Source organism: Rubrivivax albus (assembly GCF_004016515.1).
Taxonomy (GTDB): domain Bacteria; phylum Pseudomonadota; class Gammaproteobacteria; order Burkholderiales; family Burkholderiaceae_C; genus Rubrivivax; species Rubrivivax albus.
The window spans coordinates 710,524-736,018 of sequence record NZ_SACT01000001.1; the positions used below are offsets into that span (position 1 = coordinate 710,524).

Annotated in this window: 23 protein-coding genes; 9 read left to right on the forward strand and 14 right to left on the reverse strand. The window is 72.0% G+C overall.

Translation table 11 applies throughout. The features are described from left to right. Window positions 1-83: 83 nt before the first annotated feature. The gene (locus ENE75_RS03285; protein WP_128195573.1) at window positions 84-1,001 is read left to right on the forward strand and encodes a LysR family transcriptional regulator; all 918 of its coding nucleotides are present in this window, start codon (window positions 84-86) and stop codon (window positions 999-1,001) included. Between the two features lie 29 nt (window positions 1,002-1,030). Here the strand turns inward: ENE75_RS03285 and ENE75_RS03290 are convergent, their stop codons facing one another. The 6 genes from ENE75_RS03290 to ENE75_RS03315 form a co-directional block, all read right to left on the reverse strand. Continuing rightward, on the reverse strand, window positions 1,031-1,960 hold the full coding sequence (locus tag ENE75_RS03290; protein WP_233258895.1) for a P1 family peptidase: 930 nt from the start codon (window positions 1,958-1,960) through the stop codon (window positions 1,031-1,033). Window positions 1,961-1,974: 14 nt separating this feature from the next. After that, the gene (locus ENE75_RS03295) at window positions 1,975-3,108 is read right to left on the reverse strand and encodes an acyl-CoA dehydrogenase family protein (RefSeq protein WP_128195575.1); all 1,134 of its coding nucleotides are present in this window, start codon (window positions 3,106-3,108) and stop codon (window positions 1,975-1,977) included. Between the two features lie 3 nt (window positions 3,109-3,111). After that, the gene (locus ENE75_RS03300) at window positions 3,112-4,293 is read right to left on the reverse strand and encodes an acyl-CoA dehydrogenase family protein (RefSeq protein WP_128195578.1); all 1,182 of its coding nucleotides are present in this window, start codon (window positions 4,291-4,293) and stop codon (window positions 3,112-3,114) included. A 101-nt stretch (window positions 4,294-4,394) separates the two neighbouring features. Continuing rightward, on the reverse strand, window positions 4,395-4,709 hold the full coding sequence (locus ENE75_RS03305; RefSeq protein ID WP_128195580.1) for a hypothetical protein: 315 nt from the start codon (window positions 4,707-4,709) through the stop codon (window positions 4,395-4,397). A 197-nt stretch (window positions 4,710-4,906) separates the two neighbouring features. Continuing rightward, complete coding sequence (locus tag ENE75_RS03310; RefSeq protein WP_128195582.1) at window positions 4,907-5,542, reverse strand: retropepsin-like aspartic protease family protein; 636 nt, start codon at window positions 5,540-5,542, stop codon at window positions 4,907-4,909. A gap of 3 nt (window positions 5,543-5,545) precedes the next feature. Next, window positions 5,546-6,046 carry a YajQ family cyclic di-GMP-binding protein gene (locus ENE75_RS03315; RefSeq protein WP_128195584.1) on the reverse strand — a complete coding sequence of 167 codons (501 nt, stop codon included), beginning with the start codon at window positions 6,044-6,046 and terminating at the stop codon, window positions 5,546-5,548. Between the two features lie 89 nt (window positions 6,047-6,135). Between ENE75_RS03315 and murB the strand changes: the two genes are divergently transcribed. Beyond that, window positions 6,136-7,152 carry a UDP-N-acetylmuramate dehydrogenase gene (gene murB, locus ENE75_RS03320; protein WP_128196773.1) on the forward strand — a complete coding sequence of 339 codons (1,017 nt, stop codon included), beginning with the start codon at window positions 6,136-6,138 and terminating at the stop codon, window positions 7,150-7,152. 25 nt (window positions 7,153-7,177) lie between these two features. Here murB and ENE75_RS03325 read toward each other — a convergent pair whose 3' ends face one another. Continuing rightward, a complete protein-coding gene (locus ENE75_RS03325; protein WP_128196776.1) occupies window positions 7,178-9,400 on the reverse strand; it encodes a response regulator in 2,223 nt (740 codons plus the stop codon). Next, window positions 9,397-9,918 carry a putative pterin-binding protein gene (locus tag ENE75_RS03330; RefSeq protein ID WP_310733597.1) on the reverse strand — a complete coding sequence of 174 codons (522 nt, stop codon included), beginning with the start codon at window positions 9,916-9,918 and terminating at the stop codon, window positions 9,397-9,399. The genes ENE75_RS03325 and ENE75_RS03330 overlap by 4 nt, the downstream gene beginning before the upstream one ends. Window positions 9,919-9,958: 40 nt before the next feature. Between ENE75_RS03330 and ENE75_RS25050 the strand changes: the two genes are divergently transcribed. Both ENE75_RS25050 and ENE75_RS03340 read left to right on the forward strand, forming a co-directional pair. Beyond that, entirely contained in the window at window positions 9,959-11,722 is a 1,764-nt protein-coding gene (locus tag ENE75_RS25050) for a serine/threonine protein kinase (RefSeq protein WP_199232206.1), read from the forward strand. A 64-nt stretch (window positions 11,723-11,786) separates the two neighbouring features. Beyond that, entirely contained in the window at window positions 11,787-13,475 is a 1,689-nt protein-coding gene (locus tag ENE75_RS03340) for a long-chain fatty acid--CoA ligase (protein ID WP_128195586.1), read from the forward strand. A 66-nt stretch (window positions 13,476-13,541) separates the two neighbouring features. Here the strand turns inward: ENE75_RS03340 and ENE75_RS03345 are convergent, their stop codons facing one another. Together ENE75_RS03345 and ENE75_RS03350 are read right to left on the reverse strand one after the other, a co-directional pair. Then, on the reverse strand, window positions 13,542-14,015 hold the full coding sequence (locus tag ENE75_RS03345) for a 3'-5' exonuclease (protein ID WP_233258896.1): 474 nt from the start codon (window positions 14,013-14,015) through the stop codon (window positions 13,542-13,544). Window positions 14,016-14,106: 91 nt separating this feature from the next. After that, on the reverse strand, window positions 14,107-14,775 hold the full coding sequence (locus ENE75_RS03350; protein ID WP_128195590.1) for a histidine phosphatase family protein: 669 nt from the start codon (window positions 14,773-14,775) through the stop codon (window positions 14,107-14,109). 203 nt (window positions 14,776-14,978) lie between these two features. Between ENE75_RS03350 and ENE75_RS03355 the strand changes: the two genes are divergently transcribed. Together ENE75_RS03355 and ENE75_RS03360 are read left to right on the forward strand one after the other, a co-directional pair. After that, entirely contained in the window at window positions 14,979-16,109 is a 1,131-nt protein-coding gene (locus ENE75_RS03355; RefSeq protein ID WP_128195592.1) for an efflux RND transporter periplasmic adaptor subunit, read from the forward strand. A gap of 9 nt (window positions 16,110-16,118) precedes the next feature. Then, window positions 16,119-19,328 carry an efflux RND transporter permease subunit gene (locus ENE75_RS03360; RefSeq protein WP_128195594.1) on the forward strand — a complete coding sequence of 1,070 codons (3,210 nt, stop codon included), beginning with the start codon at window positions 16,119-16,121 and terminating at the stop codon, window positions 19,326-19,328. A 6-nt stretch (window positions 19,329-19,334) separates the two neighbouring features. On the opposite strand, the gene ENE75_RS03365 is transcribed toward ENE75_RS03360, so the two are convergent. Next, window positions 19,335-20,912, reverse strand: a complete 1,578-nt coding sequence (locus tag ENE75_RS03365) for an MFS transporter (RefSeq protein WP_128195596.1) — start codon at window positions 20,910-20,912, stop codon at window positions 19,335-19,337. Window positions 20,913-20,980: 68 nt separating this feature from the next. On the opposite strand from ENE75_RS03365, the gene ENE75_RS03370 reads away from it, so the two are divergent. Continuing rightward, window positions 20,981-22,003 carry a methionine synthase gene (locus tag ENE75_RS03370; protein WP_128195598.1) on the forward strand — a complete coding sequence of 341 codons (1,023 nt, stop codon included), beginning with the start codon at window positions 20,981-20,983 and terminating at the stop codon, window positions 22,001-22,003. Here the strand turns inward: ENE75_RS03370 and ENE75_RS03375 are convergent, their stop codons facing one another. After that, on the reverse strand, window positions 22,004-22,231 hold the full coding sequence (locus tag ENE75_RS03375; RefSeq protein WP_128195600.1) for a hypothetical protein: 228 nt from the start codon (window positions 22,229-22,231) through the stop codon (window positions 22,004-22,006). Between the two features lie 92 nt (window positions 22,232-22,323). Between ENE75_RS03375 and ENE75_RS03380 the strand changes: the two genes are divergently transcribed. Next, window positions 22,324-23,076, forward strand: coding sequence for a 2OG-Fe dioxygenase family protein (locus ENE75_RS03380; protein ID WP_128195602.1), 753 nt, complete (start codon window positions 22,324-22,326; stop codon window positions 23,074-23,076). A 9-nt stretch (window positions 23,077-23,085) separates the two neighbouring features. After that, complete coding sequence (locus ENE75_RS03385) at window positions 23,086-24,105, forward strand: threo-3-hydroxy-L-aspartate ammonia-lyase (RefSeq protein WP_128195604.1); 1,020 nt, start codon at window positions 23,086-23,088, stop codon at window positions 24,103-24,105. 50 nt (window positions 24,106-24,155) lie between these two features. Here ENE75_RS03385 and ENE75_RS03390 read toward each other — a convergent pair whose 3' ends face one another. Beyond that, a complete protein-coding gene (locus ENE75_RS03390; RefSeq protein WP_128195606.1) occupies window positions 24,156-24,635 on the reverse strand; it encodes a hypothetical protein in 480 nt (159 codons plus the stop codon). A 127-nt stretch (window positions 24,636-24,762) separates the two neighbouring features. Continuing rightward, window positions 24,763-25,488: a DUF502 domain-containing protein gene (locus ENE75_RS03395; RefSeq protein ID WP_128195608.1), complete on the reverse strand. Its 726-nt coding sequence runs from the start codon at window positions 25,486-25,488 to the stop codon at window positions 24,763-24,765. Between the last annotated feature and the right edge of the window lie 7 nt (window positions 25,489-25,495).

Here is a 25,495-nt window from a genome sequence, read left to right on the forward strand (position 1 = left end):
GACGTGTTCTGGAAGCGCGATGCTCGCGGTGCGATTCATCAACGTCAAATAGATGTCTTGCTCATCTGGTATATGGTCTGCATATGTCAAGCGCCACCCTCGACCTTCGCCCGCTGCGTTACTTCCTGGCCGTGGCCGACGCCGGCCAGATGACGCTGGCTGCGGCCCAGCTGGGCATCCAGCAGCCCCCGCTGAGCCAGCAGATCCAGGCGCTGGAGCGGCAGCTCGGGCTGCGCCTGTTCGAGCGCCATCCGAAAGGGGTGCGGCTGACCGACGCCGGCCGCGCGCTGGCCGACGATGCACGCCTCCTCGTCGACGACGCCGATGCGCTGCTCGCGCGCATGCAGGCCCTGGCCCGTGGTGACCAGGGTCAGCTGCGACTGGCCTTCACGAGTTCGGCGGCAGCTCATGCCTTCACGCCGGAGACGCTGCGCGAGAGCCGGCATCGGTTGCCTGGCGTGGCGCTCACCATCGTCGGCGAGCGCAACGCGGCCGAGGTCTCGGACGACCTGCTCGCCGGCCGGCTGCATGCCGGCTTCCTGCGCGAACCGGTGGTCGCCAGCGAGCGGCTGGCGTCGCTGACGCTGCTCAGCGAGCCCATGGTGGTGGCGGTGCCGCGGGACCACGCGCTCGCCGCTCGGCGCCGGCTGGCGCTGGCGGACTTCGACGGCGAGCCGATGATCCTGGTGCGCCGGCCCGGTGGGCAGGGCTTGTACGGCAAGCTGCTGGCGCGCTGCGCGCAGGACGGCGTGGTGCCGGCCGTGGTGGCCGAGGTGGAGCGCATGATGAGCGGCCTGAACCTGGTGGCCGCGGGCGTGGGCCTGTGCGTGGTGCCGGCGTCGATGCAGGGCGCGCACGCGCAGGCCATCGTCTACCGGCCACTGGTGCGCGCGGTGGGCCTGGAGGCGCCGCTGACCCTGGTCTGGCGCGCCGACCGTTGCCACGGAGCGCTGTTGCGCTTCGTCGATCTCGTGCGCGAGCTGGCCGCCGAGCGCCGCTGAGCGCCGTTGATCGCTGCCGAGCGCAGCGGTCAGGCTGCGGCCTGCGCCGCGCGCACCCCGCTGCGGATGGCCTCGGCCACCACGCGCGCGGCCAGCGCACCCAGCAGCGAGAGGTCGGCGGCCTGACCGGCGCGGCCCGTTGCCAGCGCGAACAGCGTGTCGCCGTCGTGCATGGTCAGCGGGTCCACGGCGCGTGCCAGGCCGGCGTGGCCCAGGGCCGCCAGCTTGGTGGCCTGGGCCTTGTCGAGCACGGCGTCGGTGGCCACGACGCCGATCGTGGTCGCGGTGCCGGGAATCAGGCGCTGCGGCAGCACGCCGGCCGCCAGGGCATCGGTGCTGCGGCGAGGTCGGCCATCGTCGCCCCGGGCGCCGGCGATGACGCTGCCATCGGTGTCGAGCACGTCGCCGATCGCATTGACCACCATCAGCGCGCCGACGGTGATGCCGGCCACGGTGATCGACGCCGTGCCCAGGCCACCGCGCATGCCGTGCGCGGGGCCCCAGAGCTTGCCGACGGTGGCGCCGGCACCTGCGCCGACGGCGCCGGTGGCGGGCACGTCGGTGCTGGCCGCGTCACACGCGGCCGCCCCCGCCGCGGCGTCCGGGCGCACCGCTGGGTCGCCGTGCCAGAGGTCGAAGATCACTGCCGCCGGCACGATGGGCACGCGTGCCGGGCCGACGGGGAGGCCGTGGCCGCGGGCTTCCAGCCAGCGCATCACGCCGTCGGCGGCGGCCAGGCCAAAGGCGCTGCCGCCGGTAAGCAGCACGCCGTGCACCAGCGGCACCACGTTCTCCGGGCGCAGCAGGTCGGTCTCGCGCGTGCCGGGGGCGCCGCCGCGCACGTCCACGCCGGCCACAGCGCCTTCGGGGCAGAGCACGACGGTGCAACCGGTGGCGCGCGCCGCCAGCGTGTGATGGCCAACCCGCAGGCCGGCCACGTCGGTGATGGCGCCGGGCACGGGCCGTTGCGGCGTCAGGCGAACACGCCGGCGGTGTCCTGCATGCGGTCGGACACCTCGCCCAGGTGGTGCAGCGTGTCGCCGAAGGCCATCTCCAGCATCGTCAGGCGCTTGAAATAGTGGCTGCCCACGTACTCGTCGGTGACGCCGATGCCGCCGTGCAGCTGCACGCACTGCTGGCCCACGGTGCGCATGCTCTGGCCCAGCTGCACCTTTGCCTGCGACAGCGCACGCCGGCGCTGCGGCTCGGGCTCGCCGAGCTTGAGCGTGGCGTAGTAGCTCATCGAGCGGCCCAGCTCCAGCGCCATCTTCACGTCGGCAATGCGGTGGCGCAGTGCCTGGAAGCTGGCGATGGGCACGCCGAACTGCTTGCGCGTGTTCATGTACTCCACCGTGATGGCGGTGAAGCGGTCCATCAGGCCCACGCCTTCGGCGGCCACGGCGGCGATGCCGAGGTCGCTGGCGAAGCTGAGTGCCGCGGCGCCGTCGGCGCCGATCATCTGCGCCGGCGTGGCCGACAGCGTCAGGTCGGCGGCGCGGGCGCCGTCGTGCGTGGGGTAGCCGCGCACGGCCAGGCCGTCGGCGCCGCGCTCGACCAGGAACAGACCGATGCCTTCGGTCGAGTGATCGTCACCGGCGGTGCGCGCGGCGACGATGAAGGCGTCGGCCTCGTCGCCGGCCGGCACCACGCTCTTGGCGCCGGTGAGACGCCAGCCGTCGCCACTGTGCGCGGCGCGCGTGGTCACGTGGCCAACGCGGTAGCGCGCGGAACGCTCCTGCAGCGCCGGGATGACCAGCGCCGAACCGTCGGCGATCTTCGGCAGCCAGGCCGTCTGCAGCGCTGCTGGCGCATCGGCCAGCAAGGCCGGGGCGAGCAGGGCCCCGTGTGCGTAGGGCGCGTTGACCAAGCCACGGCCAAGCTCCTCGCCCACCACCATGGCCTCCACCGGGCCGAAGCCCATGCCGCCATGGTCGGGCGAGACGGTCAGGCCGGTCAGGCCCAGGTCCGCCAGTTCGCCCCAGACCTCCCGCGTGCCGCCACCGGCCTTGGCCAGCGCATGGCGGCGCTCGAAGGGGAAGCCCTTGTCGACCCAGCGCCGCACGGCGTCGCGCAGCGATTCCTGATCTTCGGTGAAGTCGAAGTCCATCGTTCAGCTCCCCAGGACCGTCTGCGCGACGATGTTGCGTTGCACTTCGTTCGAACCGCCGTAGATCGTCGTCTTGCGCATGTTGAAGTAGGTGGATGCCAGCGGCGCGATGTGCGCGGCGCCGACATGGTCGCCCTGCCAGCCGGCCTCCATGGCCTCCCAGACGAAGGCGCGGCTCCAGGGGCCGCCGGCGAGCATCATCAGCTCGCTGTAGCGCTGCTGGATCTCGCTGCCGCGGATCTTCAGCAGGCCGGCCACGTCCAGGCTCTGCTTGCCCGACTTCTCGGCGCTGAGCACCCGCAGCACCATCATCTCCAGCGCCACGATGTCGACCTCCAGCTGCGCGATCTGGTCGCGGAAGCGCAGGTCGTCGTAGACGCCCTCGGCCTTGGCGATGCGCTTGAGCCGTTCCAGCTCGCGCTTGGCGCGGTTGACGTCGGCGATGTTGGTGCGCTCGTGGGCCAGCAGGTGCTTCGCGTAGGTCCAGCCCTTGTTCTCCTCGCCGATCAGGTTCTCGGCAGGGACCTCGACGTTGTCGAAGAAGACCTCGTTGACCTCGGGCTCGCCGTCCAGCAGCACGATGGGCCGCACCGTGATGCCCGGGCTCTTCATGTCGATGAGCAGGAAGCTGATGCCGGTCTGCGGCTTGCCTTCGGTGCTGGTGCGCACCAGGCAGAAGATCCATTCGCCGTACTGGCCCAGCGTGGTCCATGTCTTCTGGCCGTTGACGATGTACTTGTCACCACGGCGCTCGGCGCGGGTCTTCAGGCTGGCCAGGTCGCTGCCGCTGCCGGGTTCGCTGTACCCCTGGCTCCACCAGACCTCGCCGCTGGCGATGCCGGGCAGGAAGCGCTGCTGCTGCTCCGGGCTGCCGAAGGCCATGATCACCGGTGCCACCATCACCGGGCCGAAGGGCACGACGCGTGGCGCGCCGGCCAGCGCGCATTCCTCCTCGAACAGGTGCTTCTGCACCGCGTTCCAGCCCGGACCGCCGAACTGCTTCGGCCAGCCCCAGCCCAGCCAGCCCTTGCTGCCGAGGATCCTGGCCCAGGCTTGCAGGTCGTCACGGCTCAGGCGCAAGGCGTTGTGCACCTTGTGGCTGATGTCCTTGGGCAGGTTGGCGTGCACCCAGGCGCGGATCTCCGCGCGGAACGCCAGTTCGTCAGGGGTGAAGTTGAGGTCCATGAACGGTCTCCGACAGGCTTGCCGGTTTTAGCACGACCGTTCGTTTCCGCGCTGTCCGCGCGGCGACAAGCGCCCCTGGGGTTAGCCCATGCGGGCCGTTGTCAGCCGACCAGGCGCAGCAGCGCGCGCTCCCAGAGTCGGCGGCTGTGCCAGGCGACGACGGCGCGGTCGGCGAACTGGCGGCCGCGGTCGCTGATGCGGTAGTAGCGCACGCCAGGAAAGCCGTCGGGGTTGTCGAACTCGTCGACCAGACCGTAGCGCTTGAGGGTGCCCGCCGAATACCGCACGCGGCCGCCGTCGATGGCGATGCCGTGGACGCTGTCGCCCACGTGCACCATCACGTGCCCCTTGGCCAGGAGCTTGAGCGCGTCGATGAACTCGGCACGGTCGGCGATGAGGGGCGAAGGGTGGGCCATCGGACAGCTCCCGTGTGCGTCAGCTTGCCGTCAGTATCGGCAGTCGGCGGCGCAGCACTGTCCCGAAAACGGGGGAAAACCCGGGTCAAACGTGGCGGGTCGGCTCGTCGGCGACGGGCTTCGGCACCGGCGGCCAGCGCTGGCGGTCCTCGCAGACGGCCATCGCAGTCGGTCATCGCAGACGGCCCGACGGACGTCTAGCGCAGTTCCAGCCGCATCACGTCGTTGTCGCGCCGCATCTGGAAGCGCGACAGGAAGCTGTTGCCCAGCAGCGCGAAGGGCATGGCCGTGGGCATCACCACGGCTTCCACGTTGGCCAGCGTGACCTCGCCCACCGTCACCGCGCTGAGCGTGACGCGGTGGCCCTGCACGACGCCGCCGGCGGTGTTCATCGCCACCGGCTGGCCGCGCCGCCAGTCCACGCCCAGGCGTTCGGCGTCGCTGCGGCCGAAGGCCACGGTGGTGGCGCCGGTGTCGACCATGAAGCGCTGTGGCCGGCCATTGACCGCGCCCTGGGCCATGAAGTGGCCGCCCGGCCCCATGCCGAGCACGATGCTGCGGCCGCCCCCGTTCGGGCCCGTGGCGCCCACGCTGGCCGGCGCCGCACCCACATGCAGCCGGCTGCTGCGGCCACCCCACTCCACCAGGGCGCCGCCAGCATCCAGCGCCTTGAGCGTGATGCCCTGGCGCGTCTCGCCCACGGCCAGCGTCAGCGGCTGGCCATCGACGACGAGCAGCGCCTTGCGGCCCATCTGACCCGAGAGCTGCACGGTCTGCGCCAATGCCAGGGCCGGCAGCATCGCCAGGCCCGCCAGCCACCAGTGGCCGCGCATGGCTCAGTCGCGGAAGTTCTGGAACGCCAGCGGCAGCGCGATGTCCTTGCGCAGCAGCGCGATCGCGGCCTGCAGGTCGTCGCGCTTGCCGCCGGTCACGCGCACCGTGTCGCCCTGGATGGAGGCCTGCACCTTCAGCTTGCTGGCCTTGATCGCCGACTGGATCTTCTTGGCGTTGTCGCTGTCGATGCCGTTCTTCACCGGCGCCAGCAGCTTGAGCTTGTCGCCCCCCATCTTCTGCGGCTTGGCGCTGAAGTCGACGAAGCGGAGGTCCACGCCGCGCTTGGTGAGCTTGTTCACCAGCACGTCCTGCACCTGCTGGAGCTGGAAGTCGCTGTCGGCGGTCAGCGACAGCTCGTGCACCTTGGCACTCTTCTCGGCGAGTTCGACGCTGGCGCTGCTGCCCTTGAAGTCGAAGCGGGTGCCGATCTCCTTGGCGGCCTGGTCGACGGCGTTGCGCACCTCGACGAGGTTGGGTTCGAGCACGGTGTCGAAGCTGGGCATGGCAGGGTCCGGGAACGAGGAATGACGCGGTTCATTCTGCCAGCCGTCCGGCGCGGGGCATCACGGACAATCGTGGCATGTCCCCACAGATCGTGGTCGAAGAAGGCGTGAACCTGCGCGCGCTGAACAGCTTCGCGCTGCCGGCGGTGGCGCGCCGCATGGTGCGCATCCGCAGCGAGGCCGACGTGCGCCGCGTGCTCGACGACCCGGCCATCGGCCGCCTGCCGCGCCTGGTGCTCGGTGGCGGCAGCAACCTCGTGTTCACGCGCGACCCGGCCGGCGTGGTGCTGAAGGTGGAAGTGGCTGGCATGCGGCTGCTGCAGGCGAACGACGACGCCTGGATCGTGGAGGCCGGTGCCGGCGAATCCTGGCACGCGCTGGTCGAATGGACGCTGGCCCAGGACTGGCCAGGGTTGGAGAACCTGGCCCTGATCCCGGGCACCGTGGGTGCGGCACCGGTGCAGAACATCGGCGCCTACGGGGTGGAACTGACCGACCGCTTCGAGTCGCTGGACGCGGTGGACCTGGTGACCGGCCGCACGGTGACGCTGGACCGCGCCGCGTGCCGCTTCGGCTACCGCGACAGCGTGTTCAAGGGGGCGTTGGCCGGCAAGTCGCTGATCACGCGCGTGCGCCTGCGCCTGCCACGACCCTGGGTGCCCGTGCTCGGCTATCAGGACCTGGAACGTCGGGTGGCCGAGACCGGCATCACCGCCCCGGATGCGCGCACGATCTTCGACTGGGTGTGCGCCATCCGCCGCGACAAGCTGCCCGATCCGGCCGAGATCGGCAACGCCGGCAGCTTCTTCAAGAACCCGGTGGTCACCGCCGAGCAGTGCCGCGACATCATCGGCCGCGACCCGCACGTGGTGCACTACCCGCTGCCCGACGGCAGCTTCAAGCTCGCGGCAGGCTGGCTGATCGACGCCTGCGGCTGGAAGGGCAAGAGCATCGGCCACGCCGGTGTGCACGACAGGCAGGCGCTGGTGCTCGTCAACCGTGGCGAGGCCAGCGGGGCCGAGGTGTTGACGCTGGCGCGGGCGATCCAGGAATCGGTCTACGGCCGTTTCGGCATCCGGTTGGAGCCCGAGCCGGCGGTGGTCTGACCCGGACCGCCGGCAGCGCTGGCAATCAGGCCGGCGACAGCAGCCCGGCGTCGCGGGCCGCCTGCCGGGTGCGTGCCAGCTGCGATTCGTAGCGCTGCACCAGGTGGGCCACCTCGTGCGCCGGCAGGTGGGCCGCGCCCTCGTGCAGCGCCTGGGCCGTCTGCGCCAGCGCGGCCAGCCCCAAGTTCAGTGCAGCACCGCGGGCAGCATGGGCGTGCACCCGCAACTCCAGTGGCTGGCCGCTGCGCACGGCGGCACGCATGTGGGCGACGGTCTGCCCGCCCTGGTCGAGGAAGCTGGTGATCAGCGTGGCCAGCCGCTCGTGCGACAGCCCCTGCAACGCCGCGGCCACCGCGGCCGGGTCGATCAGTTCCGCCTCCGACGGCAGTGGCGCCACCGTGGGCGCCGGCGCGGGCGGCCCGTCGCTGGCGACGCGGCCGAACAGGCGGCGCAGCGCTGTGGCCAGGCCCTGCGGGCTCACGGGCTTGGTCAGGAAGTCGTTCATGCCGGCGAGCAGGCAGCGCTCACGCGTCTCCTGGAAGGCGTCGGCGGTCAGTGCGACGATGGGCACCGTGGCGGCGGCACGGTCGGGCAGCGCCCGGATTGCCACCGTGGCGCCGATGCCGTCGAGCTCGGGCATGTGCAGGTCCATCAGCACGAGGTCGAAGCGCCGCTGCTGCACGGCCTGCACCGCCTGCCGGCCGTCGGGCACGAAGTGCGCCTTGTGGTGCAGTGTCTCCAGCAGCGAGGCCAGGTACTGGCGGTTCACCGGATGGTCCTCGGCCACCAGGATCTCCAGAGTGCGCAGCGGCTGATCCGGCGTCAGCGCCGACGGCGGGGCTGGCAGCGGCGCCTGGTGGCGCTGCAGCGGCAGGTCCAGGCAGAAGCGGCTGCCTTCACCGGGCACGCTGTGCACGGTGATGTCGCCGCCCATCATGCGCGCCAGATTGCGCGAGATCTCCAGCCCCAGGCCGGCACCGCCGTGGCGGCGCTGCAGCGTGGGGTCGCCAGGCGCGAAGCGGCGGAACAGGCGCTGCACGGTCTGCGCGTCCATGCCCACGCCGGTGTCGGTGACCACGAAGGCCAGCCGCTCCGGTGGGCCGGACAGCACCCGAACGTCCATCGCCACGCTGCCGCGTTCGCAGAACTTGATCGCGTTGGACAGCAGGTTGAAGAGGATCTGCTTGAGCCGCGTGGCGTCGGCCACCACCCACTCCGGCACGTCGGGCGCCACGTCGAGGTACAACGCCAGCGACTTGGCTGCGGCCTGGGTGCGCATCAGGTTGTCGGTCTGCGTCAGCAGCGCGCGCAGGTCCAGCGGCGCCGGGTTCAGCGTCAGCCGGCCCGACTCCAGCTGCGACATGTCCAGGATGTCGTTGAGGATGGCCAGCAGGTGGTCGGCCGACTCGGTGGCCACGCGCAGGTGCTCCGCTTGTCGCGGCGTGAGCCCGCTCTCGCGCAGCAGCGACAGCATGCCCAGCAGGCCCTGGAAAGGCGTGCGGATCTCGTGGCTCATGTTGGCCAGGAAGGCGCTCTTGGCCTCGCTGGCGGCCTCGGCGTCGCCCCGCGCCTCGCGCAGGCGCTCGGTCAGGTCCTCCAGCGCCAGGCGGCGTTGCTGCAGCTGCCGCATCTGGCGCATCGCCAGCCCGGCAAAGACGGCGCACAGCGCAAACAGGAACACCGACAGCGCCACCCCGAGCCGGCTCTGCTGCTGCAGGGCGCGGTTGCCGTCGTCGGCGCGCTGGGCCAGGCGGTGCGCCGCCGCCAGAGACAGGCCGTGCACCGGCGTCACCAGGCCGTTGAACTGCTCGAAGGCCGCCTGCAGCGCCGCCGGATCGGGCGCTTCGTCGGCGGCCAGCAGACGGTCGGTGTCGGCAACGAAGCTGCCCAGCTGCGACACCGCGGCCGCATAGTCGGGCTCGCCCGCCATCATCGCCTGCAGTGACGGCGCGCGCGCCAGGTCGATGCGGCTGACCCAGATCTCGTAGCGCAGCCGCAAGGAGTCCAGCGCCTCGGGCGTGGCCGCCTCCAGCACCGTGCGCCACTGGTCGCGCAGGCGCAGCGTTTCGACCTCGAGCTGGAACAGGCTGGTGACGGAATAGCCGTCGCCGGAGCGCAGCGCCTGCTGGGCCAGCGCCAGCTGCCGGCCCTGCACCAGGACCACGGCACCGAGCACCAGCGCGAGCACGCCGCCGATCGCCGCCAGCCCCCAGCGTCGCGCCAGCGGGCCTTCGCCGCGCGAGGTCATGCCACGTCGATCAGGCGCAGCTGCCATGCCGACCGGTTGTAGTAGACGGCGCTGCGCAGTTCGGGTCGGTCGTCGAACGGGTAGATCACGAACAGCGGCCCCTTGTCGCGCACGGCCATCGGCGCACCGTCGAGCAGGCGCGCGACGATCGGGTCGTGGCGCTGAGCGTCGTCCCAGGGCATGTCGACGCGGTAGTCGTTGAGCGCCTGCAGGCGCAGCCGCGTGCCTTGCGCGCCTGCCGCCGCGAGCACGTCCCGCAGCAGCGGCCCGCTGAAATGGCGTGGCTGAGCGAACCAGGGCGTGCGCGTGGTGAAGCCCACCTGCGGCAATCCGGCGAGCATGGCCATGTCGAAGCAGGCGGCAGCCTCGACGTTGGGCGTGCGCACGCGGCCGCGGACTTCCAGCACCACCGGCCCGGCCGGTGGCGCCAGCGCGCGCGCGGAACCGGCGGCGCCCAGCAGGGACGCGAGGACGAGGCCGCAGGCGCGGCGCCTGTGCACGGGGCGGGGCGGGATCACGGCGGGATTGTAGGCAGCGCCCTGATAAGCTTCGTCGGCCATGACGCCCCCCGTCGCGAGCCCCGACCATCCGGCCAATGCGCTGCCCCGGGGCGCCCGGCTGGGCGAGTTCGAGATCCTGGCCGTGCTGGGCGTCGGCGGCTTCGGCATCGTCTACCGGGCGCTGGACCACGCGCTGGAGCGCGAGGTGGCGATCAAGGAGTACATGCCGGCTGCGCTGGCCGGCCGCACGGCCACGCTGCACGTGTCGCTGCGCTCGCAGTCCGATGCCGAGACCTTCGCGCTCGGCCTGCGCTCCTTCGTCAACGAGGCCAAGCTGCTGGCGCGCTTCGACCACCCGTCGCTGCTGAAGGTCTACCGGTTCTGGGAGCAGAACGACACCGCCTACATGGCGATGCCGATCTACCACGGCCAGACGCTCAAGGCCGTCCGGCAGGCCATGCAGGGCCCACCGGACGAGGCCTGGCTGCGCGCGGTGCTCGGGCCGTTGCTGGGGGCCATCGAGACGCTGCATGCCGCGGGCGTGTACCACCGCGACATCGCGCCGGACAACATCCTGATCGAACCCGACGGCCGCCCGGTGCTGCTGGACTTCGGGGCTGCCCGGCGCGTGATCGGAGACCGCAGCCAGACGCTGACGGCGATCCTCAAGCCGGCCTATGCGCCGATCGAGCAGTACGCGGAGGTGAGCGCGTCGCGCCAGGGCCCGTGGACCGACCTCTACGCGCTGGGCGCCACGCTGCACTACGTGCTCACCGGAGAGGCCCCGGCTCCGGCCACGGCGCGTACGCTGCACGACGACCAGCTGCCGCTCGTGACGCGCACGCTGCCGGGCTGCAGCCCGCGGCTGCTGGCGGCGGTGGACTGGATGCTGGCCACGCGCCCGGCGGACCGCCCGCAGAGCGTGGCGGTGCTGCGGGCGGTGCTCGAGGGCACTGCCGAACCGCCTGCGCCGGGCGGCGTGGCCACCGGAGCGCCGGCCACGGGCCAGGCCTTGCCGACGACCGTGGTTGACGTGTCGGCGCCCTGGCCGCCCGCTCCGGCGATGCCGGCCGGTGCCGACGCGCCGACGCTGATCGACCTGTCGCAGCGCGGGGCCGCGTCGGCGGCTGCGGCCCCCGCGGCCTCAGTCGCAGCCACGGCGCCGGCGGGGTGGCAGGGCGACAAGTCGGCCCGCCGCGTGTTGCCGGTGCTGCTGGGCCTGCTGGGCGTGGCCGCCGTGGCAGTCTGGTGGTGGTCGCGGACCGGCGCCATGACCGACGACGGCGCAGCCGCAGTCGTCCAGCCTCTGGCGCTGGTGGCCTCCGCCCCGGCGTCCGGCGCCGAGATGTCGCCCCCTGCCTCGGCGCGAGGCCGGCACGCCGACCCGGTCGAGCCGTCCACGCCGGCCCAGGCTGCGGCCGAGGCGCGTGCGACCGCACCCGATGCCGGGGGACTACCGGCCAGATCGGCGCAAGCGCGCGGCAGCGACCCCACGGTGCGCAAGCCGCCGCCGCGAAGCGAACCCGAGCCTCCGCCGGTCGTGCAGGCGGCGCCTCCCACGGCGGTGCCGACCTCGGCGCCCGCCACCGCCGCTGCCTTGGCCGGCACCCCCGCCCCGGCCAGCGCGCCGGCACCGATCGTGAACCGCACGCCCGTCGCCAGCCCGGCCGCGCTGTCCGACGACCCGTCGGCCGTCTGCGGCAAGCGGGTGCTGCTGGCCCTGTTCTGGTGCATGGAGCGGGAATGCGCGAGCGACGAGTTCAAGGGCCACCCGGCCTGCCGCAAGTGGTTCGCCACCAATCGCCAGCGTCAGGCGCCCTGAGCCGCCGACGGCCGCTGCAACCAACAGAATCCATCACAAGCGGCCGCAGCCGCACCCGGAGACGATGACCACCACCCGCCCGCACCACGCGCACTGGCCGGCCCGGCTGCCGCGCGAACTGTCCGTGCCCGCCACCACGCTGTGGTTCAACCTCGAGGTCAGCGCCGCGCGCTTCGCCGACAAGCCGGCCTACCTGTTCCTTGGCCAGCCGCTGCGCTACCGCGAACTGAAGGCCCAGGCCGAGGCCCTGGCCGGCTGGCTGCAGGCCCGCGGTCTGGCCCCGGGCGACCGTGTGCTGCTGTTCATGCAGAACTGCCCGCAGTGGGTGGCGGCGTTCTACGGCATCGTGCGCGCCGGCGGCGTCGTGGTGCCGGTGAACCCGATGAACAAGGCCGACGAGTTCGGGCACTACATCACCGACCCTTCGGCGCGCTTTGCCATCACCAGCCGCGACCTGGCCGGCATCGTGCGCGAGGCCGACCAGCGCCTGCCCGAGGCGCAGCGCCTGCACCACCTGCTGGTGGCGTCGCTGGCCGACGCCCTCCCCGACGAGGTGGCCACCGAGGAGGCCCCGGCGGCGCCGGTGCTGGCCTGGCTGCGCGACGTCACGCCGCTGCCGCCGGGCGCCACCGCCTGGGCCGACGCATTGGCCGACGGCCTGACCCCGGGGCCGTTGACCCGCGGTCCCGATGACCTGGCGGTGCTGCCGTATACCTCGGGCACCACGGGCCTGCCCAAAGGGTGCCTGCACACCCACCGCACACTGATGGCCAATGCCGTCGGCGGCCAGTGGAGCCACGCCGGCCCGGAGACGGTGGCCCTGGGCGTGGTGCCGATGTTCCACATCACCGGGCTGATGTACCTGGTGCTGGGCAACGTCTACGAAGGCGCCACCGTGGTGCTGCTGCCGCGCTGGGACCGCGAACTCGCCGCGCGCCTGATCGCGCGGCATCGCATCTCGCACTGGACCTGCATCCCGACGATGATCGTCGACCTGATGGCCAGCCCGGTACTGGACAGCTTCGATCTGTCCAGCCTGCGCAACCTCTCCGGCGGCGGCGCGGCGATGCCGCAGGCGGTGGCCGAGCGGCTGCGCGACCGCTTCGGCCTGACCTTCGCCGAAGGCTACGGCCTGACCGAGACCGCGGCGCCGTCGCACGCCAACCCACCGGAGCGGGCCAAGCTGCAGTGCCTGGGCATGCCGATCTTCGGCGTCGATTCGCGGGTGGTGGACCCCGACACGCTGCAGGAGATGCCCGTGGGCGAGAGCGGCGAGATCGTCACCCACGGCCCGATGGTGTTCCAGGGCTACTGGCAGCATCCGGAGGCCACGCGCGCGGCCTTCGTCGAGATCGACGGCAAGCGCTTCTTCCGGACCGGCGACCTGGGCCGCATGGACGAGGACGGCTACTTCTTCATCACCGACCGCCTCAAGCGCATGATCAACGCCAGCGGCTTCAAGGTCTGGCCCAGCGAGGTGGAACTGCTGCTCTACAAGTGCCCGCTGGTGCAGGAGGCCTGCGTGATCGCGGCCAAGGACGCCTACCGCGGCGAGACGGTCAAGGCGGTGGTGGTGCTGCGGCCCGAGGCGCGCGGCACGGCCTCGGCCGAGGACATCATCGCCTGGTCGCGCGAGCACATGGCGGCCTACAAGGTGCCGCGGCTGGTCAGCTTTGTTGACGCGCTGCCCAAGAGCGGTTCGGGCAAGATCATGTGGCGGCTGCTGCAGGCGCAGGAGGCCGACGGCGGCTGAATGCGGCTGAATCTGGCTGGACGCGGCCCGGTGCCGCGGACCACCGCCGGCGGCGCCGGCGGGCCGTCAGCCCCCCAGGGTCTGCACCAGCGCCTGCTGCAGCACGCGCGCGTCGGCGCTGGCGCGGTGGCGGCCCAGCGTGGCCCGCAGGCGCTGCAGGGCCGGGTCCAGCCGCGGGCGCGCCTGGTCGTCGAGCAGCTGTTGCACCGATTCCAGACGGAAGCTGGGCAGCATGTCCGCCGCGTCGTACAGCCGCGCCAGCCAGGGGTAGTCGTGGGCCCAGCCGTCGCAGTACACGGTGCGCCCGCCCAGGCCTTCGTTGAGCTGACGGCAGACCATCGCCGGCGTGCGGCCGTGCTGCAGCAGGGCGTCACGGGTGATGCCGTGCAGCCGCTCCGCCGTGGGGTCCCAGTGCGTCCAGTCCGCATGCGGCCGGATCAGCGTGCACCAGGATCGGCCGTCGTCGCGCACGTAGCCGATCTCGATGGGGTAGCCATGGCGCCCGAAACCCGAGGCCTCGATGTCCAGCGTGCAGTGCATGGGCCGCATGGTGCACGAACCATGCCCGGCGTGTCTGCGCAAGGTCAGACCGGCGGCACCCCGCGACGAGTCGGTCCGCGCCGCGCAGTGCTCAGGCGTAGGTGATCCAGTCCGGCCCCACCCCCTGTTCCAGGTGGCCGATGCCATTGAAGCTGACCAGCAGGTGCCGCTTCGGCGTCACCTGCAGTTCGGTGACGGCGCTGTTGCGCAGGCGCATGTTCAGGTCAATGACCGCGGGCGCCGCCAGGCCCAGCACCAGGCCCACGGCGTGGGCGATGGGGCCGCCGCTGGAGACCATCAGCACGTCGCCGTCGTGCTGCTCGCGCACGCGGTCCAGCGCCTCACGCACCCCGGCCACGAAGTCGGCATGCGTGGGCATGCCCGCCGGCGTGGTGCGGCCGGCCATCCAGGCCGTCAGACCTTCACGCAGCAGGCGGAAGTGGTGGCGGAAGCTGTCCGCCGGGTCGGGCGGCGGCGGGATCTCGGCGTACAGCGCCCGCACCACGGCCTCGCTGTCGTACTCGTTGAGGCCGGGCAGCCGCGTGGGCGCCGGCACCTCGCCATGGCCTTGCGCGATGGCGTCCAGCGACTGCACCTGGCGCCGCAACGTCCCGCTGTAGCTGGCCTGCCAGACCAGACCGCGGCCGCGCAGGTGCTCACCCAGGCGCCGGCATTGCCGCTCGCCCAGGGTGCTGAGCAGGTCGTAGTCGTCGGCGCCGAAGCTGGCCTGGCCATGGCGCACGAGGTAGAGCGTTCCCATGGCAGGATTGTGGCGTCCGCGCCCGCACGGCCCTGTCCCGCCGGCGACGTCCGTCCGCACCAGGTTGCCGTTCGCGCCGCCACGCGGTCGATTCATCGCCTCGGGGTGGGCGGCCGCGGCGTGTCACGCTACGCTCGCGGCCTTTGTCACCATCCCCGAGCCACCGCGCCCATGAAGCGCCGTGGCCACCTTCGAGGAACCCCATGCGTCTCGTCCTGACTCTCCTGGTGTCCGCCGGCCTGCTGGCCGGCTGCGGCCGTCCCGGTGGTGATCCTGCCGGCGCCCCCCAGGCCAAGGAAGCCCCGCCGGTGCTGCTGCTGGCCCCGGAAGACCTGCGCACGCTGGCGCCCAGCCGGCTGGCCCAGGGGCCGGTGATCACCGGCTCGGTGGAACCCGCCCGCCGGGCCGACCTGCGCGCCGAGGTCAGTGCGGTCGTCGTGCAGGTGCTCAAGGACAACGGCGAGACGGTACGCGCCGGCGACCTGCTGATGCGGCTGGACGACACCTCGCTGCGCGATGGCCTGTCGTCTGCCGAGGAGGCGCTGCGTGCGGCCACCCAGGCCTTTGCGCAGGCCGAACGCACGGTGGAGCGGTTGAAGACCCTGCAGGCCCAGGGCATGACCTCCACCCAGGCTCTGGAAGACGCCGAGGTGCGCCGCAACGCGGCCCAGAGCGAACTGGCCGCCGCCCGGGCGCGCGTGGTCTCGGCCCGCCAGCAGCTGCAGCGCACGCTGGTGCGCGCGCCCTTTGCCGGCGTCGTCAGCGAGCGCAAGGCCTCCACCGGCGACACCGCCCAGGTCGGCAAGGAACTGCTCAAGGTCATCGACCCGCGCAGCATGCGCTTCGAGGGCCTGGTGTCGGCCGACCGCCTGGGCGAGCTGAAGCTGGGCCAGGCGGTGAGCTTCCGCATCAACGGCTTCGGCGACGCGCCGTTCGAGGGCCGCATCGAGCGCATCGACGCCGCGGTCAACACCGCCACCCGCCAGGTGGGCGTGATGGTGGCGTTCACCGACCCCGACGCTGCGCCGCGCGTGGCCGGGCTGTTCGCCGAAGGCCGCATCGACAGCGGCGACGTGCAGGCCCTGACCCTGCCGGAGGGCGCGCTGGTACGCGCCGGCGACCAGGCCCACGTGTGGCGCGCCGACGGCGGCAAGCTGCAGAAGGTGGCCGTGCGCGTGGGTGACCGTGATCCGCGCAGCGGCGAGTTCCCGGTCCTGGAAGGCCTGAAGGCAGGCGACCGCGTGCTGCGCAACCCGGGCAGCGCGGTGACCGACGGCCAGGCCTACGAGACGACGGCGGCCATGGCATCCGCCGCGGCGTCGGCCGCCAGGTAAGGAGGCGACATGCTGCTCTCCGACTTCAGCGTCAAGAAGCCGGTCGCGATGGTGGTCATCATCATCGGGCTCATGGCCCTGGGCCTGCTCGCGCTGTCCAAGCTGCGCGTCAACCAGATCCCCGACGTCGAGCAGCCGGTGCTCGTGGTCAACGTGCCGTATCCCGGCGCCAGCCCCGAGACGGTGGAGCGCGAGGTGGTCAACCGCATCGAGAAGGCGCTGCAGGGCATCTCCGGCGTCGACACGGTGCGCTCCACCGCACGCGAAGGCAGTGCGCAGATCGTGCTGATCTTCGACTTCGACAAGGACCTGATCGTCGCCGCCGACGAGGTGCGCAATGCCATCGGCAGCGTGCGCTACAAGCTGCCGGTGGAGATGCGCGAGCCGGTGCTCACGCGCATGGACCCGGCCGCCCAGCCCATCATGCAGTTGGCGCTGTCGTCCAGCGTGAAGAGCCACGCCGAGATCTCGCGCCTGGCCGAGGACGAACTGGCCGACCGCTTCCGTGGCATCGCGGGCGTGGCCGTGGTCAGCGTCAACGGCGCGCTCCGGCGCGAGCTCTCGGTGCTGCTGCGCGCGCAGAAGCTGCGCGAGTTCGAGGTCTCGGTCACCGAGGTCGTGGGTGCCATCCGCGCGCAGAACGCCACCGCGCCGGTGGGCAAGGTGCGCGGCGCGCTGGAGGACCAGAGCATCCGCCTGGTCGGGCGCATCGAGACGCCGACGGAGTTCGGCCGCATCGTCGTCAAGCGTCGTGGCGACCAGCTCGTTCGCCTGGCGGACGTCGCCGAGGTCAGCGACGGCTTCTCGGAGCGCGACAGCCTGTCGTTCCGCAGCGGCAACCCCAATGTGGGCCTGTCGGTCACGCGCAGTGCCGATGCCAGCACCGTCACCGTGGCCAAGGGCGTGCGTGCGCTGGTGGACCAGATCGCCAAGGAACTGCCCGAGGGCACCACGCTCGAGGTCACGCGCGATGGCGGCCGCGAGGCCGAGGACAGCCTCTACAACGTGATCCACGCGCTGGTTTTCGGCGCCGGGCTCACGGTCTTCGTGGTCTACCTGTTCCTGAACTCCTGGCGCTCGACGCTGATCACGGCGCTGTCGCTGCCCACGTCGGTGCTGGCGGCCTTCATCGCCGTCTGGCTGGCGGGCTTCACGCTGAACTTCATGAGCCTGCTGGGCCTGTCGCTGGCGATCGGCGTGCTGATCGACGACGCCATCGTCGTGCGCGAGAACATCGTGCGCCACATGGAACGCGGCGCCGACCGCATCACCGCCGCGCTGCAGGGCACCAAGGAAATCGGCCTGGCGGTGGCCGCCACCACGTTCTCCATCGTGGCCGTGTTCATTCCCGTGGCCTTCATGCCCGGCGTGTCGGGCGAGTGGTTCCGGCCCTTCGGCCTGACGGTGGTGGCTTCGGTGCTGGTGAGCCTGTTCATCAGCTTCACGCTCGACCCGATGCTCTCGGCCTACTGGGGCGACCCGCCGGGCCACCACCAGGCGCCCAAGCGCGGCATCAGCAAGCTGCTGCAACGCTTCAACACCTGGTTCGACCACCAGGCGGTGGGCTACGGCCGGGTCATCGAATGGGCGCTGCACCACCGGCGCTGGATGGCCTTCTTCGCCATCGCCAGCCTGGTGGCGGCGGTGGTGCTGCAGGGCAAGTTCGGCGGCTCCAGCTTCCTGCCGGCGGCCGACGGCGGCACGATCGCCATCGACGTGCGCACGCCGCCGAGCAGCAGCCTGCACTACGCGAAACTGAAGGTCGAGGCCTCGGCCGCGCTGGCGCGCGAGATTCCCGAGGTGCGCGCCACCAACAGCTCGGCCAACCCCAACGGCGGCCGCGTCTACGTGGACCTGGGCAAGAGCACCGAGCGCCAGCGCAGCGCGCTGGAGATCGCCGGCGACCTGCGGGAACGACTGAAGCGCCTGGTCGGCGCCGAGTACGTGGTCATCGAGGACCTGAACAACGGCGTGCAGAAGCCGGTGCAGATCCGCTTCACCGGCCCGGATTCGCGGGTGCTGACCGACCTGACGCAACGCTACATGGACCAGCTGCGCCAGGTGCCCGGTGCGGTGGACGTCGGCCTGTCGCAGCAGGATCCGCAGGTGGAGATGCAGATCGAGCTGGACCGCGGGCTGGCCAACACGCTGGGCATCTCGGTGGCCGACGCGGCGCAGGCGCTGCGCGTGGCCTTCGCCGGTGTCGAGGCCGGCGACTGGGTGGACCCCAACGGCGAGACGCGCGACGTGGCCGTGCGCCTGCACCCGGACGACCGCGTGGAGGCGACCAACATCGAGCGCCTGCCGATCGCGGTGAGCGGCAGCAACCGCATGGTGCCGCTGGAGCAGATCGCCACCGTGACGATGGGCCGCGGCCCCAGCCAGATCCAGCACGCCGACGGCAAGCGCACGATCTCGGTGGCGGCCAACGCGCAGGGCCGCAGCCCCGGCGAGGTGACGGCCGACGCGCTGAAGCTGGCGCGCAGCATGGACTTCCCGCCCGGCTACGGGCTGGAACTGGATGGCGCCTCACGCGACCAGCAGGAGGTCTTCGCCGACATGGGCATCGCGCTGATCTCGGGCATCGCGCTGATGTACCTGATCCTGGTGATGCAGTTCGGCAGCTTCACCGCGCCGATGGGCGTGATGCTGTCGCTGCCGCTGAGCCTGATCGGTGTCGTCGTTGCGCTGCTGCTCACCGGCGGCACCCTGAACCTGATGAGCCTGATCGGCGTCATCATGCTGATGGGCCTCGTGGCCAAGAACGCCATCCTGTTGCTGGACGCGGCGCGCGTGCGCGAGGCCGAGGGCATGGACCGCGAGGAGGCGCTGGTGGAGGCCGGCAAGCAGCGGCTGCGGCCCATCCTGATGACCACCTTCGCGCTGGTGGCCGGCATGCTGCCGGTGGCCATCGGCGTGGGCGAGGGTGGCGAGTTCTACCGCCCGATGGCGGTGGCCATCATCGGCGGCGTGATCACCAGCACGTTCCTGACGCTTCTGGTCATCCCCAGCTTCTACGACAGCATCGAGACCGCGCGCGACCGTGCGGTGGCCAAGTTCCACCGCCGCTGCGAGGCCATGCCGGTGGCGCTGGCGTTCGTGATGACGTTGGTGGAGGCAGTGCTCGCGCTGATGGGCATTCGGGCCGTCTACCGGGCGCTTGCCCGCCTGCTGCGCTGGGTCACGGGCCGTGGCCGGCGGCCAGCGGTGCCGGCCTGACGCGGGTCAGCGCTCGGCGATGTAGTGCGCCGTCGTGACCGCCTCGCCCGGCGGCACGAAGGCGCGCACGCGCGCCTCCAGCGCCTGGTCGGCCAGCGTCTGCCGTGCGCGCTGGTGCAGGTAATCGGCCCAGGACTCGACGATGAAGCGCTCGACGAAGCGCGTGGGGTCCGACAGGTCGCGGTAGACGCGCCAGAAGGCCGCACCGTCGCGCCGCCGCGGCGCCCGCAGCTCGGCGATCGTGTCGAGGAAGGCGTCGGTGTCCTCGGGCCGCACGCGGTAGCGGATCTCCACCGCCACCGGGCCGGCCTCGGGGTTGGGCTCGTGGGCGACGAACAGGTCCTCCCAGGGCACGGCCTGGGTCACGTCGTGCGCCTCGCCCATGCGCAGCGGGTAGCGGCGCGCCAGCAGCGGGCCGGCCAGCATCAGCGCCGCCGCGGCGCAGAGGGCCGGCTGCAGGCCGACGATGTCCGACGCCGCACCCCACAGCGCCGAGCCCATCGCGAAGCTGCCCAGCGCGCACAGCGTGTGCATGGCCAGCGCGCGCGAGCGCACCCAGCCCGGCGCGCTGGTCTGGGTGGCGGTGTTGAAGGTGGACATCACCGCCATCCAGGCCGAACCGGCCGCGAACAGCGCCGCATACACCCCCCAGCGCCACTGCACCAGTGCCGCGGCCAGCATCGCCAGTGCGAACACGATGCAGCCGCCGGCCACCAGGCGCTCCAGGCCGTAGCGCACGCGCCAGCGGCCGATCAGGAAGCCGGCGGCCACGGCGCCGGTGCCCATGCAGCCCATCAGGAAACCGAAACCGGCCGCCCCCATGCCCAGCCGCTGCGCCGCGATGGCGGGCAGGAGCGCCCACAGCGCCGAGCCCGCCGCCGCGTAGGCCACGGTGCGCACCAGCTGCGCGAACACCGCCGGTGAATGCCAGGCGAAGCGCAGCCCGCTGGCCATGCCGCCCCACAGCCGTTCGGCCGGCAGGCGCGACGGCGGGTGCGGCGCCGGCGGGAAGCGGTGCACCGACCAGGCCATCAGCCCGACGCCAATGAAGGCCGCGGCGAAGTTCGGCCCGGCACCGCCGACGGCATACACCGCGCCGGCGAAGGCCGGCCCCAGCGCCCGCGCCGCGTTGTAGGCGATGCCCACCAACGTGATCGCCTGCGGCAGGTCCTCGCGCGGCACCGACTCCGCCAGGCCGGTGTTCCACGACGGCGACATCAGCGCCGTGCAGCAGCCGGCCACGAAGATCAGGAACAGCACGCTGGCCGGCCCGGCCTTGCCCAGCAGCCCCAGCACCGCCAGCAGGGCCACGGCCACCGCCTGTGCCGCCATCGCCCCCAGCATCAGCCGGCGGCGGTCGGCGATGTCGCCCAGCACGCCGGCGGGCAGGGCGAGCAGGAACATCGGGAGGAAGACCGCGGTCTGCACCAGCGCGGCCAGGAAGGACGAGCCGGTGAGTTCGACCATCATCCATGCCGCCGCCGTGGACTGCATGAAGTTGCCGATGAAGTACAGCGTGCCGCCCCCCAGCAGCGTGCGGAAGGCGACGTGCTGCAGCGTCGCGCGGATCGAGGGTTCGGCCATCGGGGTGATGCCGATTCTGCGTCAGCCGCGATCGATTAGCCTGTGGTGGTCATCCCGAGGAGTCGACCATGTTCCCGTCCACCATCGCCGGCAGCCTGCCCAAGCCCGCCTGGCTCGCCGAAACCGACAAGCTCTGGCCGCAATGGCGCGCCAAGGGCGACGCGCTGGCCCAGGCCAAGCTCGACGCCACGCTGGTCTGGATCAAGCAGCAGGAGGACGCGGGCCTGAGCGTGATCGGCGACGGCGAGATGAGCCGCCAGCACTTCGTGCACGGCTTCCTGGAGCAGGTGGACGGCATCGACTTCGAGCACAAGGTCGAGATGGGCATCCGCAACGACCGCTACAAGGCCATGGTGCCGCAGGTGGTGGCCGCTCCGACGCTGAAGGGCCGCGTGCATGCGCCGGAGGCGCAGTTCCTGCGGGCCCACACCACGCGGCCGGTGAAGTTCACGCTGCCGGGCCCGATGACGCTGGTGGACACGGTGGCCGACCGCCACTTCGGCGACCGCGTGCAGCTGGCCTTCGCCTTCGCCGAACTGCTGAATCAGGAGGCGCTGGCGCTGCAGGCCGACGGCGTGGATGTGGTGCAGTTCGACGAGCCAGCCTTCAACGTCTACATGGCCGAGGCGGCCGACTGGGGCGTGAAGGCGCTGGAGCGCGCCGCGCAGGGCCTGACCTGCAAGACCGCGGTGCACATCTGCTACGGCTACGGTATCCCGGCCAACGTGCAGTGGAAGCAGACGCTGGGCGAGCAGTGGCGGCAGTACGAGCAGGTGTTCCCGGCGCTGGCGGCCAGCCGCATCGACCAGGTGTCGCTGGAGTGCATCCACTCCCATGTGCCGCCGGAGCTGATGGCGCTGCTGCCGGGCAAGGATCTGATGGTGGGCGTCATCGACGTTGCCAGCGACGTGGTGGAAACGCCGGAGGAGGTGGCCGACACCATCGGCCGCGCGCTGCAGCACGTGGCGCGGGAGCGGCTCATCGCCTGCACCAACTGCGGCCTGGCGCCGATGCGGCGCGCCGTGGCCGAGGCCAAGCTCAAGGCATTGGCGGCCGGGGCCGCGCTGGCGTCGGCGCGCTACGGCGCCTGATCAGGGCGCCGATGCGGCGGCCAGGCGCTCGCGCAGTTCGCCGGCGATGCGGCGCAGCACCACATTGCCGGAGGCATCGGCAGCGTCGAACACCGTCTGCGCGTAGCCGGCGTCCTGGCGCAGGCGGTCGACGTTGACGGCCAGGCCCTCCGCGGTCATCAGCCACTTGAAGTCGATCAACGCGAGCAGGCCCACGGGTCCGTCGGTGGAGGGATGCCTGGCGTTCATGGTGACACCCTAACGCCACAACCCCACCCCAGGCTGACGCACGATTGGAGTGCACACTCCAGAATCGCCATCCCTGACGCTGCCTCGCCTCCATGAGCCCGACCCCGCCGCTGACCGCCCTGCGCGACCTCGACACCCAGCTGGCCAGTGCCGGCTATGCGGTGCTGGACGCTGCGTCGCTGCAGGCGCTCGCGGGGGTCGATGCGCAGGACGAGGCCCGCTGGCAGCCGCTGTGGGGCGACCTGCCGCCCGACGCCCACCTGCGCGACGGCGGCCGCTACCGCTACCGGCGCCATGGCTGTTTCGTCGTCGAAGGCGGCCGGGTGGAGCCGGTGCCGCACCGGGCGCACTGGCAGCCGGTGGAATACAACGCGCTGCACGGCGGCATCGAGCGCTGGTTCGACCCTTTGCCGGCATCGCTGCAGGCCGACCCGGCTTGGCACCGCCTGCTGGCCGGACTGGCTGCCACGGCCGACGCGCTGCGCGGCTGCGAGGGCCAAGGTCCGCAGCGCTGGTTCGTCGAAGCGCACCCCTTCCGCATCGACTGCACCGGCGGCATCGGCCGGCCCACGCCCGAGGGCGCGCACCGCGACGGTGTGGACCTGGTGGTGGTGGTGCTGGTGGCGCGCACCGGCATCAAGGGCGGCGAGACCCGGGTCTTCGACGCGCGCGGGCCGCAGGGCCTGCGCTTCACGCTGGCCGAACCCTGGAGCGCGCTGCTGCTGGACGATGAACGCGTGATCCACGAGAGCACGCCGATCCAGCCCGACGGCGAGCCCGATGCACCGGCCCACCGCGACACGCTGGTGCTGACCTTCCGGCGCGGTGGCTTCCAGGGGCCGTAGCATCGCTGCATGACGCCTTCTCCCTTGGCCATCACCCTCGACGACGTCCAAGCCGCGGCCGCCCGCCTGGCCGGCGTGGCCCACCGCACGCCGGTGCTCACCTCTCATACCGCCAACGACCGCACCGGCGCTCAGCTGTTCTTCAAAGGCGAACACCTGCAGCGCATCGGCGCGTTCAAGTTCCGTGGCGCGTACAACGCGCTGGCGCAGTTCTCACCCGCACAGCGGCGCGCAGGCGTCATCGCCTTCAGCTCCGGAAACCACGCGCAGGCCATTGCGTTGTCGGCGCGGCTGCTGGGCATCCCGTCGGTGATCGTGATGCCGCAGGACGCGCCGCCGGCCAAGCTGGCCGCCACGCGCGGCTACCAGGCCGGGCAGGCGGGCAGCGAGGTCATCCTCTACGACCGCTACACCGAGGACCGCGAGGCCATCGGCCGCCGGCTGGCGGCGGAACGCGGGCTCACCCTGATCCCGCCGTACGACCACCCCCACGTGATGGCGGGCCAGGGCACGGCGGCGCTGGAACTGCTGCAGGACGTGCCCGACCTCGATGCCCTGGTGGTCTGCGTGGGCGGCGGTGGCCTGATCGCCGGCTGCGCGGTGGCGGCCCACGGGCTGCGCCCGGGCATCACCGTCTGGGGCGTGGAACCCGAAGCCGGTGACGACACGCAGCAGAGCCTGGCGCGCGGCGAGATCGTGCACATCGACACGCCGCGCACCATCGCCGACGGGGCGCAGACCCAGCACAGCGGCCAGCTCACCTTCCCGGTGATCCAGGCCCTGGTGCGTGGCGTGCTGACGGTGAACGACGACCAGCTGGTGCGCACGATGCGCTTCTTCGCCGAGCGCATGAAGCAGGTGGTGGAGCCCACCGGCTGCCTGGCCGCCGCGGCGGTGATGGACCCTGACGGTCCCCTGTGCGGGCCCGGCACGCTGGCGGGCCTGGACTGGCGCGGTCAGCGCGTCGGCATCATCGTCAGCGGCGGCAACGTCGACCTCGGCCGCTATGCGCAACTGATCGGCGGCTGATCCGCCGCCGGACGCTGGCGTACGCGGTGGCGCGACGTCCGGTGACGCCGCTACTGCTTGCTCTCGCGCTTGGCCTTGAGCTTGTCGCGCAAGGTGCCGCGCTCATGCTCCACCGTTGCCGTCTTGCCGTTGGCACCGGTGACGGTGGTGGTGGAGCCCGTTTCGGTGCGCGTGGTCTCGGCCGTAGCCGAGCCGCCCTTGCTGCCGGTGAGCGTGGACGTGGAACCGCCTTCGGTGCGTTCGGTCTCCCGCGTCACCGTGCTGCCGTCGCGGCGCGTGACCGTGGCATTGGCGCCCGACTTGTCACGCGACAGCTCCCGTGTGCGCGTCTTGCCTTCGGTGCCGGTGGTCGTGGTGCTGACGCTGCCCTTTTGGCGCTCGACCTCGCGCGTGGCGGTCTTGCCCTGGGGACCGGTGACCGTGGTCTCGCGGGCCTCGGCGGCGGGGGTGGCCAACAGGGCCAGTGCACACAGTGCGGCGCTCAGCGGCCACAGCGCGAGCGTCGGGCGACGGATGGCGATCGGATTCATCGGCAGTTCCTCCTGGTGGGGCGCGCGGCAATGTGCGCGCATGCGGCTCTCAACGCCCGAGCATGAACCCGGTTGTCCGCCCGGGTGCATCGGAATGTAAAGCCGGCTGCCCGCCCACGGGCTGTCCTCAGGGCTGCGCGGCGGTCACTCCGGACTGCCGCAGGTGCTGCGGCGAGGTCAGTCCCATCGACACGTAGATGCTGGTCAGCGCCTCGAAACCCACCTCCGCCGGGCGCACCCAGTCCTGCGGCAGGAACAGCAACCCGCCACCCACCGGCACCGGCGCGGTGGGCACGATCACGCCCATGTAGGCGCGGCCGTCGATCCACACCGGCTCGCGCGTGGACAGCAGGCCCAGCACCGCGGCGCGGCCGGGCTCGCCGTCGGCCGGCGCGCCACCGAAGTGGCACCAGACGGCACTCATCGAGTTCATGCCCGGTGCTTCGCCGTCGCGCTGGCCGACCATGGCCACGATGCGCCGCGCCAGGTCGTACACGCTGCGCACCAGCGGGATGCGCTCGAGCACGGCATCGATCGCTCGCGTGAGCCCACGCTGCAGGCCGGCCTCCACCAGCAGCCCGAGGCCGAAGATCGCCGCCGCCACCAGCGCCACGCCGATGGCGTAACCCGCCACCTCCGAGCCGGTGACACCCAGGCCCACGGCGCCGAGCACGCGACCCACCGCACTGTCCGGCCCCAGCCAGCGGATCAGCACGCTGGCGGCCCACCAGAAGATGGCCACGGTGGCGGCCAGCGGCAGCGCCGCCAGCAGGCCCGTGACGAAGATGCGCACCAGGTGCCGCTGGGGGCGCTGGGGTGGCTGCGCGCCAGGCGCGTCGGACGTGGGAGGCATCGCCGGA

Excerpts from the sequence above, each read along its gene's own strand:
- ENE75_RS03285 (WP_128195573.1), top strand. The coding sequence starts at position 84 with ATGTCAAGCGCCACCCTCGACCTTCGCCCGCTGCGTTACTTCCTGGCC.
- ENE75_RS03295 (WP_128195575.1), bottom strand. The coding sequence starts at position 3,108 with ATGGACTTCGACTTCACCGAAGATCAGGAATCGCTGCGCGACGCCGTG.
- ENE75_RS03300 (WP_128195578.1), bottom strand. The coding sequence starts at position 4,293 with ATGGACCTCAACTTCACCCCTGACGAACTGGCGTTCCGCGCGGAGATC.
- ENE75_RS03305 (WP_128195580.1), bottom strand. The coding sequence starts at position 4,709 with ATGGCCCACCCTTCGCCCCTCATCGCCGACCGTGCCGAGTTCATCGAC.
- ENE75_RS03310 (WP_128195582.1), bottom strand. The coding sequence starts at position 5,542 with ATGCGCGGCCACTGGTGGCTGGCGGGCCTGGCGATGCTGCCGGCCCTG.
- ENE75_RS03315 (WP_128195584.1), bottom strand. The coding sequence starts at position 6,046 with ATGCCCAGCTTCGACACCGTGCTCGAACCCAACCTCGTCGAGGTGCGC.
- ENE75_RS03325 (WP_128196776.1), bottom strand. The coding sequence starts at position 9,400 with ATGACCTCGCGCGGCGAAGGCCCGCTGGCGCGACGCTGGGGGCTGGCG.
- ENE75_RS25050 (WP_199232206.1), top strand. The coding sequence starts at position 9,959 with ATGACGCCCCCCGTCGCGAGCCCCGACCATCCGGCCAATGCGCTGCCC.
- ENE75_RS03340 (WP_128195586.1), top strand. The coding sequence starts at position 11,787 with ATGACCACCACCCGCCCGCACCACGCGCACTGGCCGGCCCGGCTGCCG.
- ENE75_RS03345 (WP_233258896.1), bottom strand. The coding sequence starts at position 14,015 with ATGCACTGCACGCTGGACATCGAGGCCTCGGGTTTCGGGCGCCATGGC.
- ENE75_RS03350 (WP_128195590.1), bottom strand. The coding sequence starts at position 14,775 with ATGGGAACGCTCTACCTCGTGCGCCATGGCCAGGCCAGCTTCGGCGCC.
- ENE75_RS03355 (WP_128195592.1), top strand. The coding sequence starts at position 14,979 with ATGCGTCTCGTCCTGACTCTCCTGGTGTCCGCCGGCCTGCTGGCCGGC.
- ENE75_RS03360 (WP_128195594.1), top strand. The coding sequence starts at position 16,119 with ATGCTGCTCTCCGACTTCAGCGTCAAGAAGCCGGTCGCGATGGTGGTC.
- ENE75_RS03365 (WP_128195596.1), bottom strand. The coding sequence starts at position 20,912 with ATGGCCGAACCCTCGATCCGCGCGACGCTGCAGCACGTCGCCTTCCGC.
- ENE75_RS03370 (WP_128195598.1), top strand. The coding sequence starts at position 20,981 with ATGTTCCCGTCCACCATCGCCGGCAGCCTGCCCAAGCCCGCCTGGCTC.
- ENE75_RS03375 (WP_128195600.1), bottom strand. The coding sequence starts at position 22,231 with ATGAACGCCAGGCATCCCTCCACCGACGGACCCGTGGGCCTGCTCGCG.
- ENE75_RS03380 (WP_128195602.1), top strand. The coding sequence starts at position 22,324 with ATGAGCCCGACCCCGCCGCTGACCGCCCTGCGCGACCTCGACACCCAG.
- ENE75_RS03385 (WP_128195604.1), top strand. The coding sequence starts at position 23,086 with ATGACGCCTTCTCCCTTGGCCATCACCCTCGACGACGTCCAAGCCGCG.
- ENE75_RS03390 (WP_128195606.1), bottom strand. The coding sequence starts at position 24,635 with ATGAATCCGATCGCCATCCGTCGCCCGACGCTCGCGCTGTGGCCGCTG.
- ENE75_RS03395 (WP_128195608.1), bottom strand. The coding sequence starts at position 25,488 with ATGCCTCCCACGTCCGACGCGCCTGGCGCGCAGCCACCCCAGCGCCCC.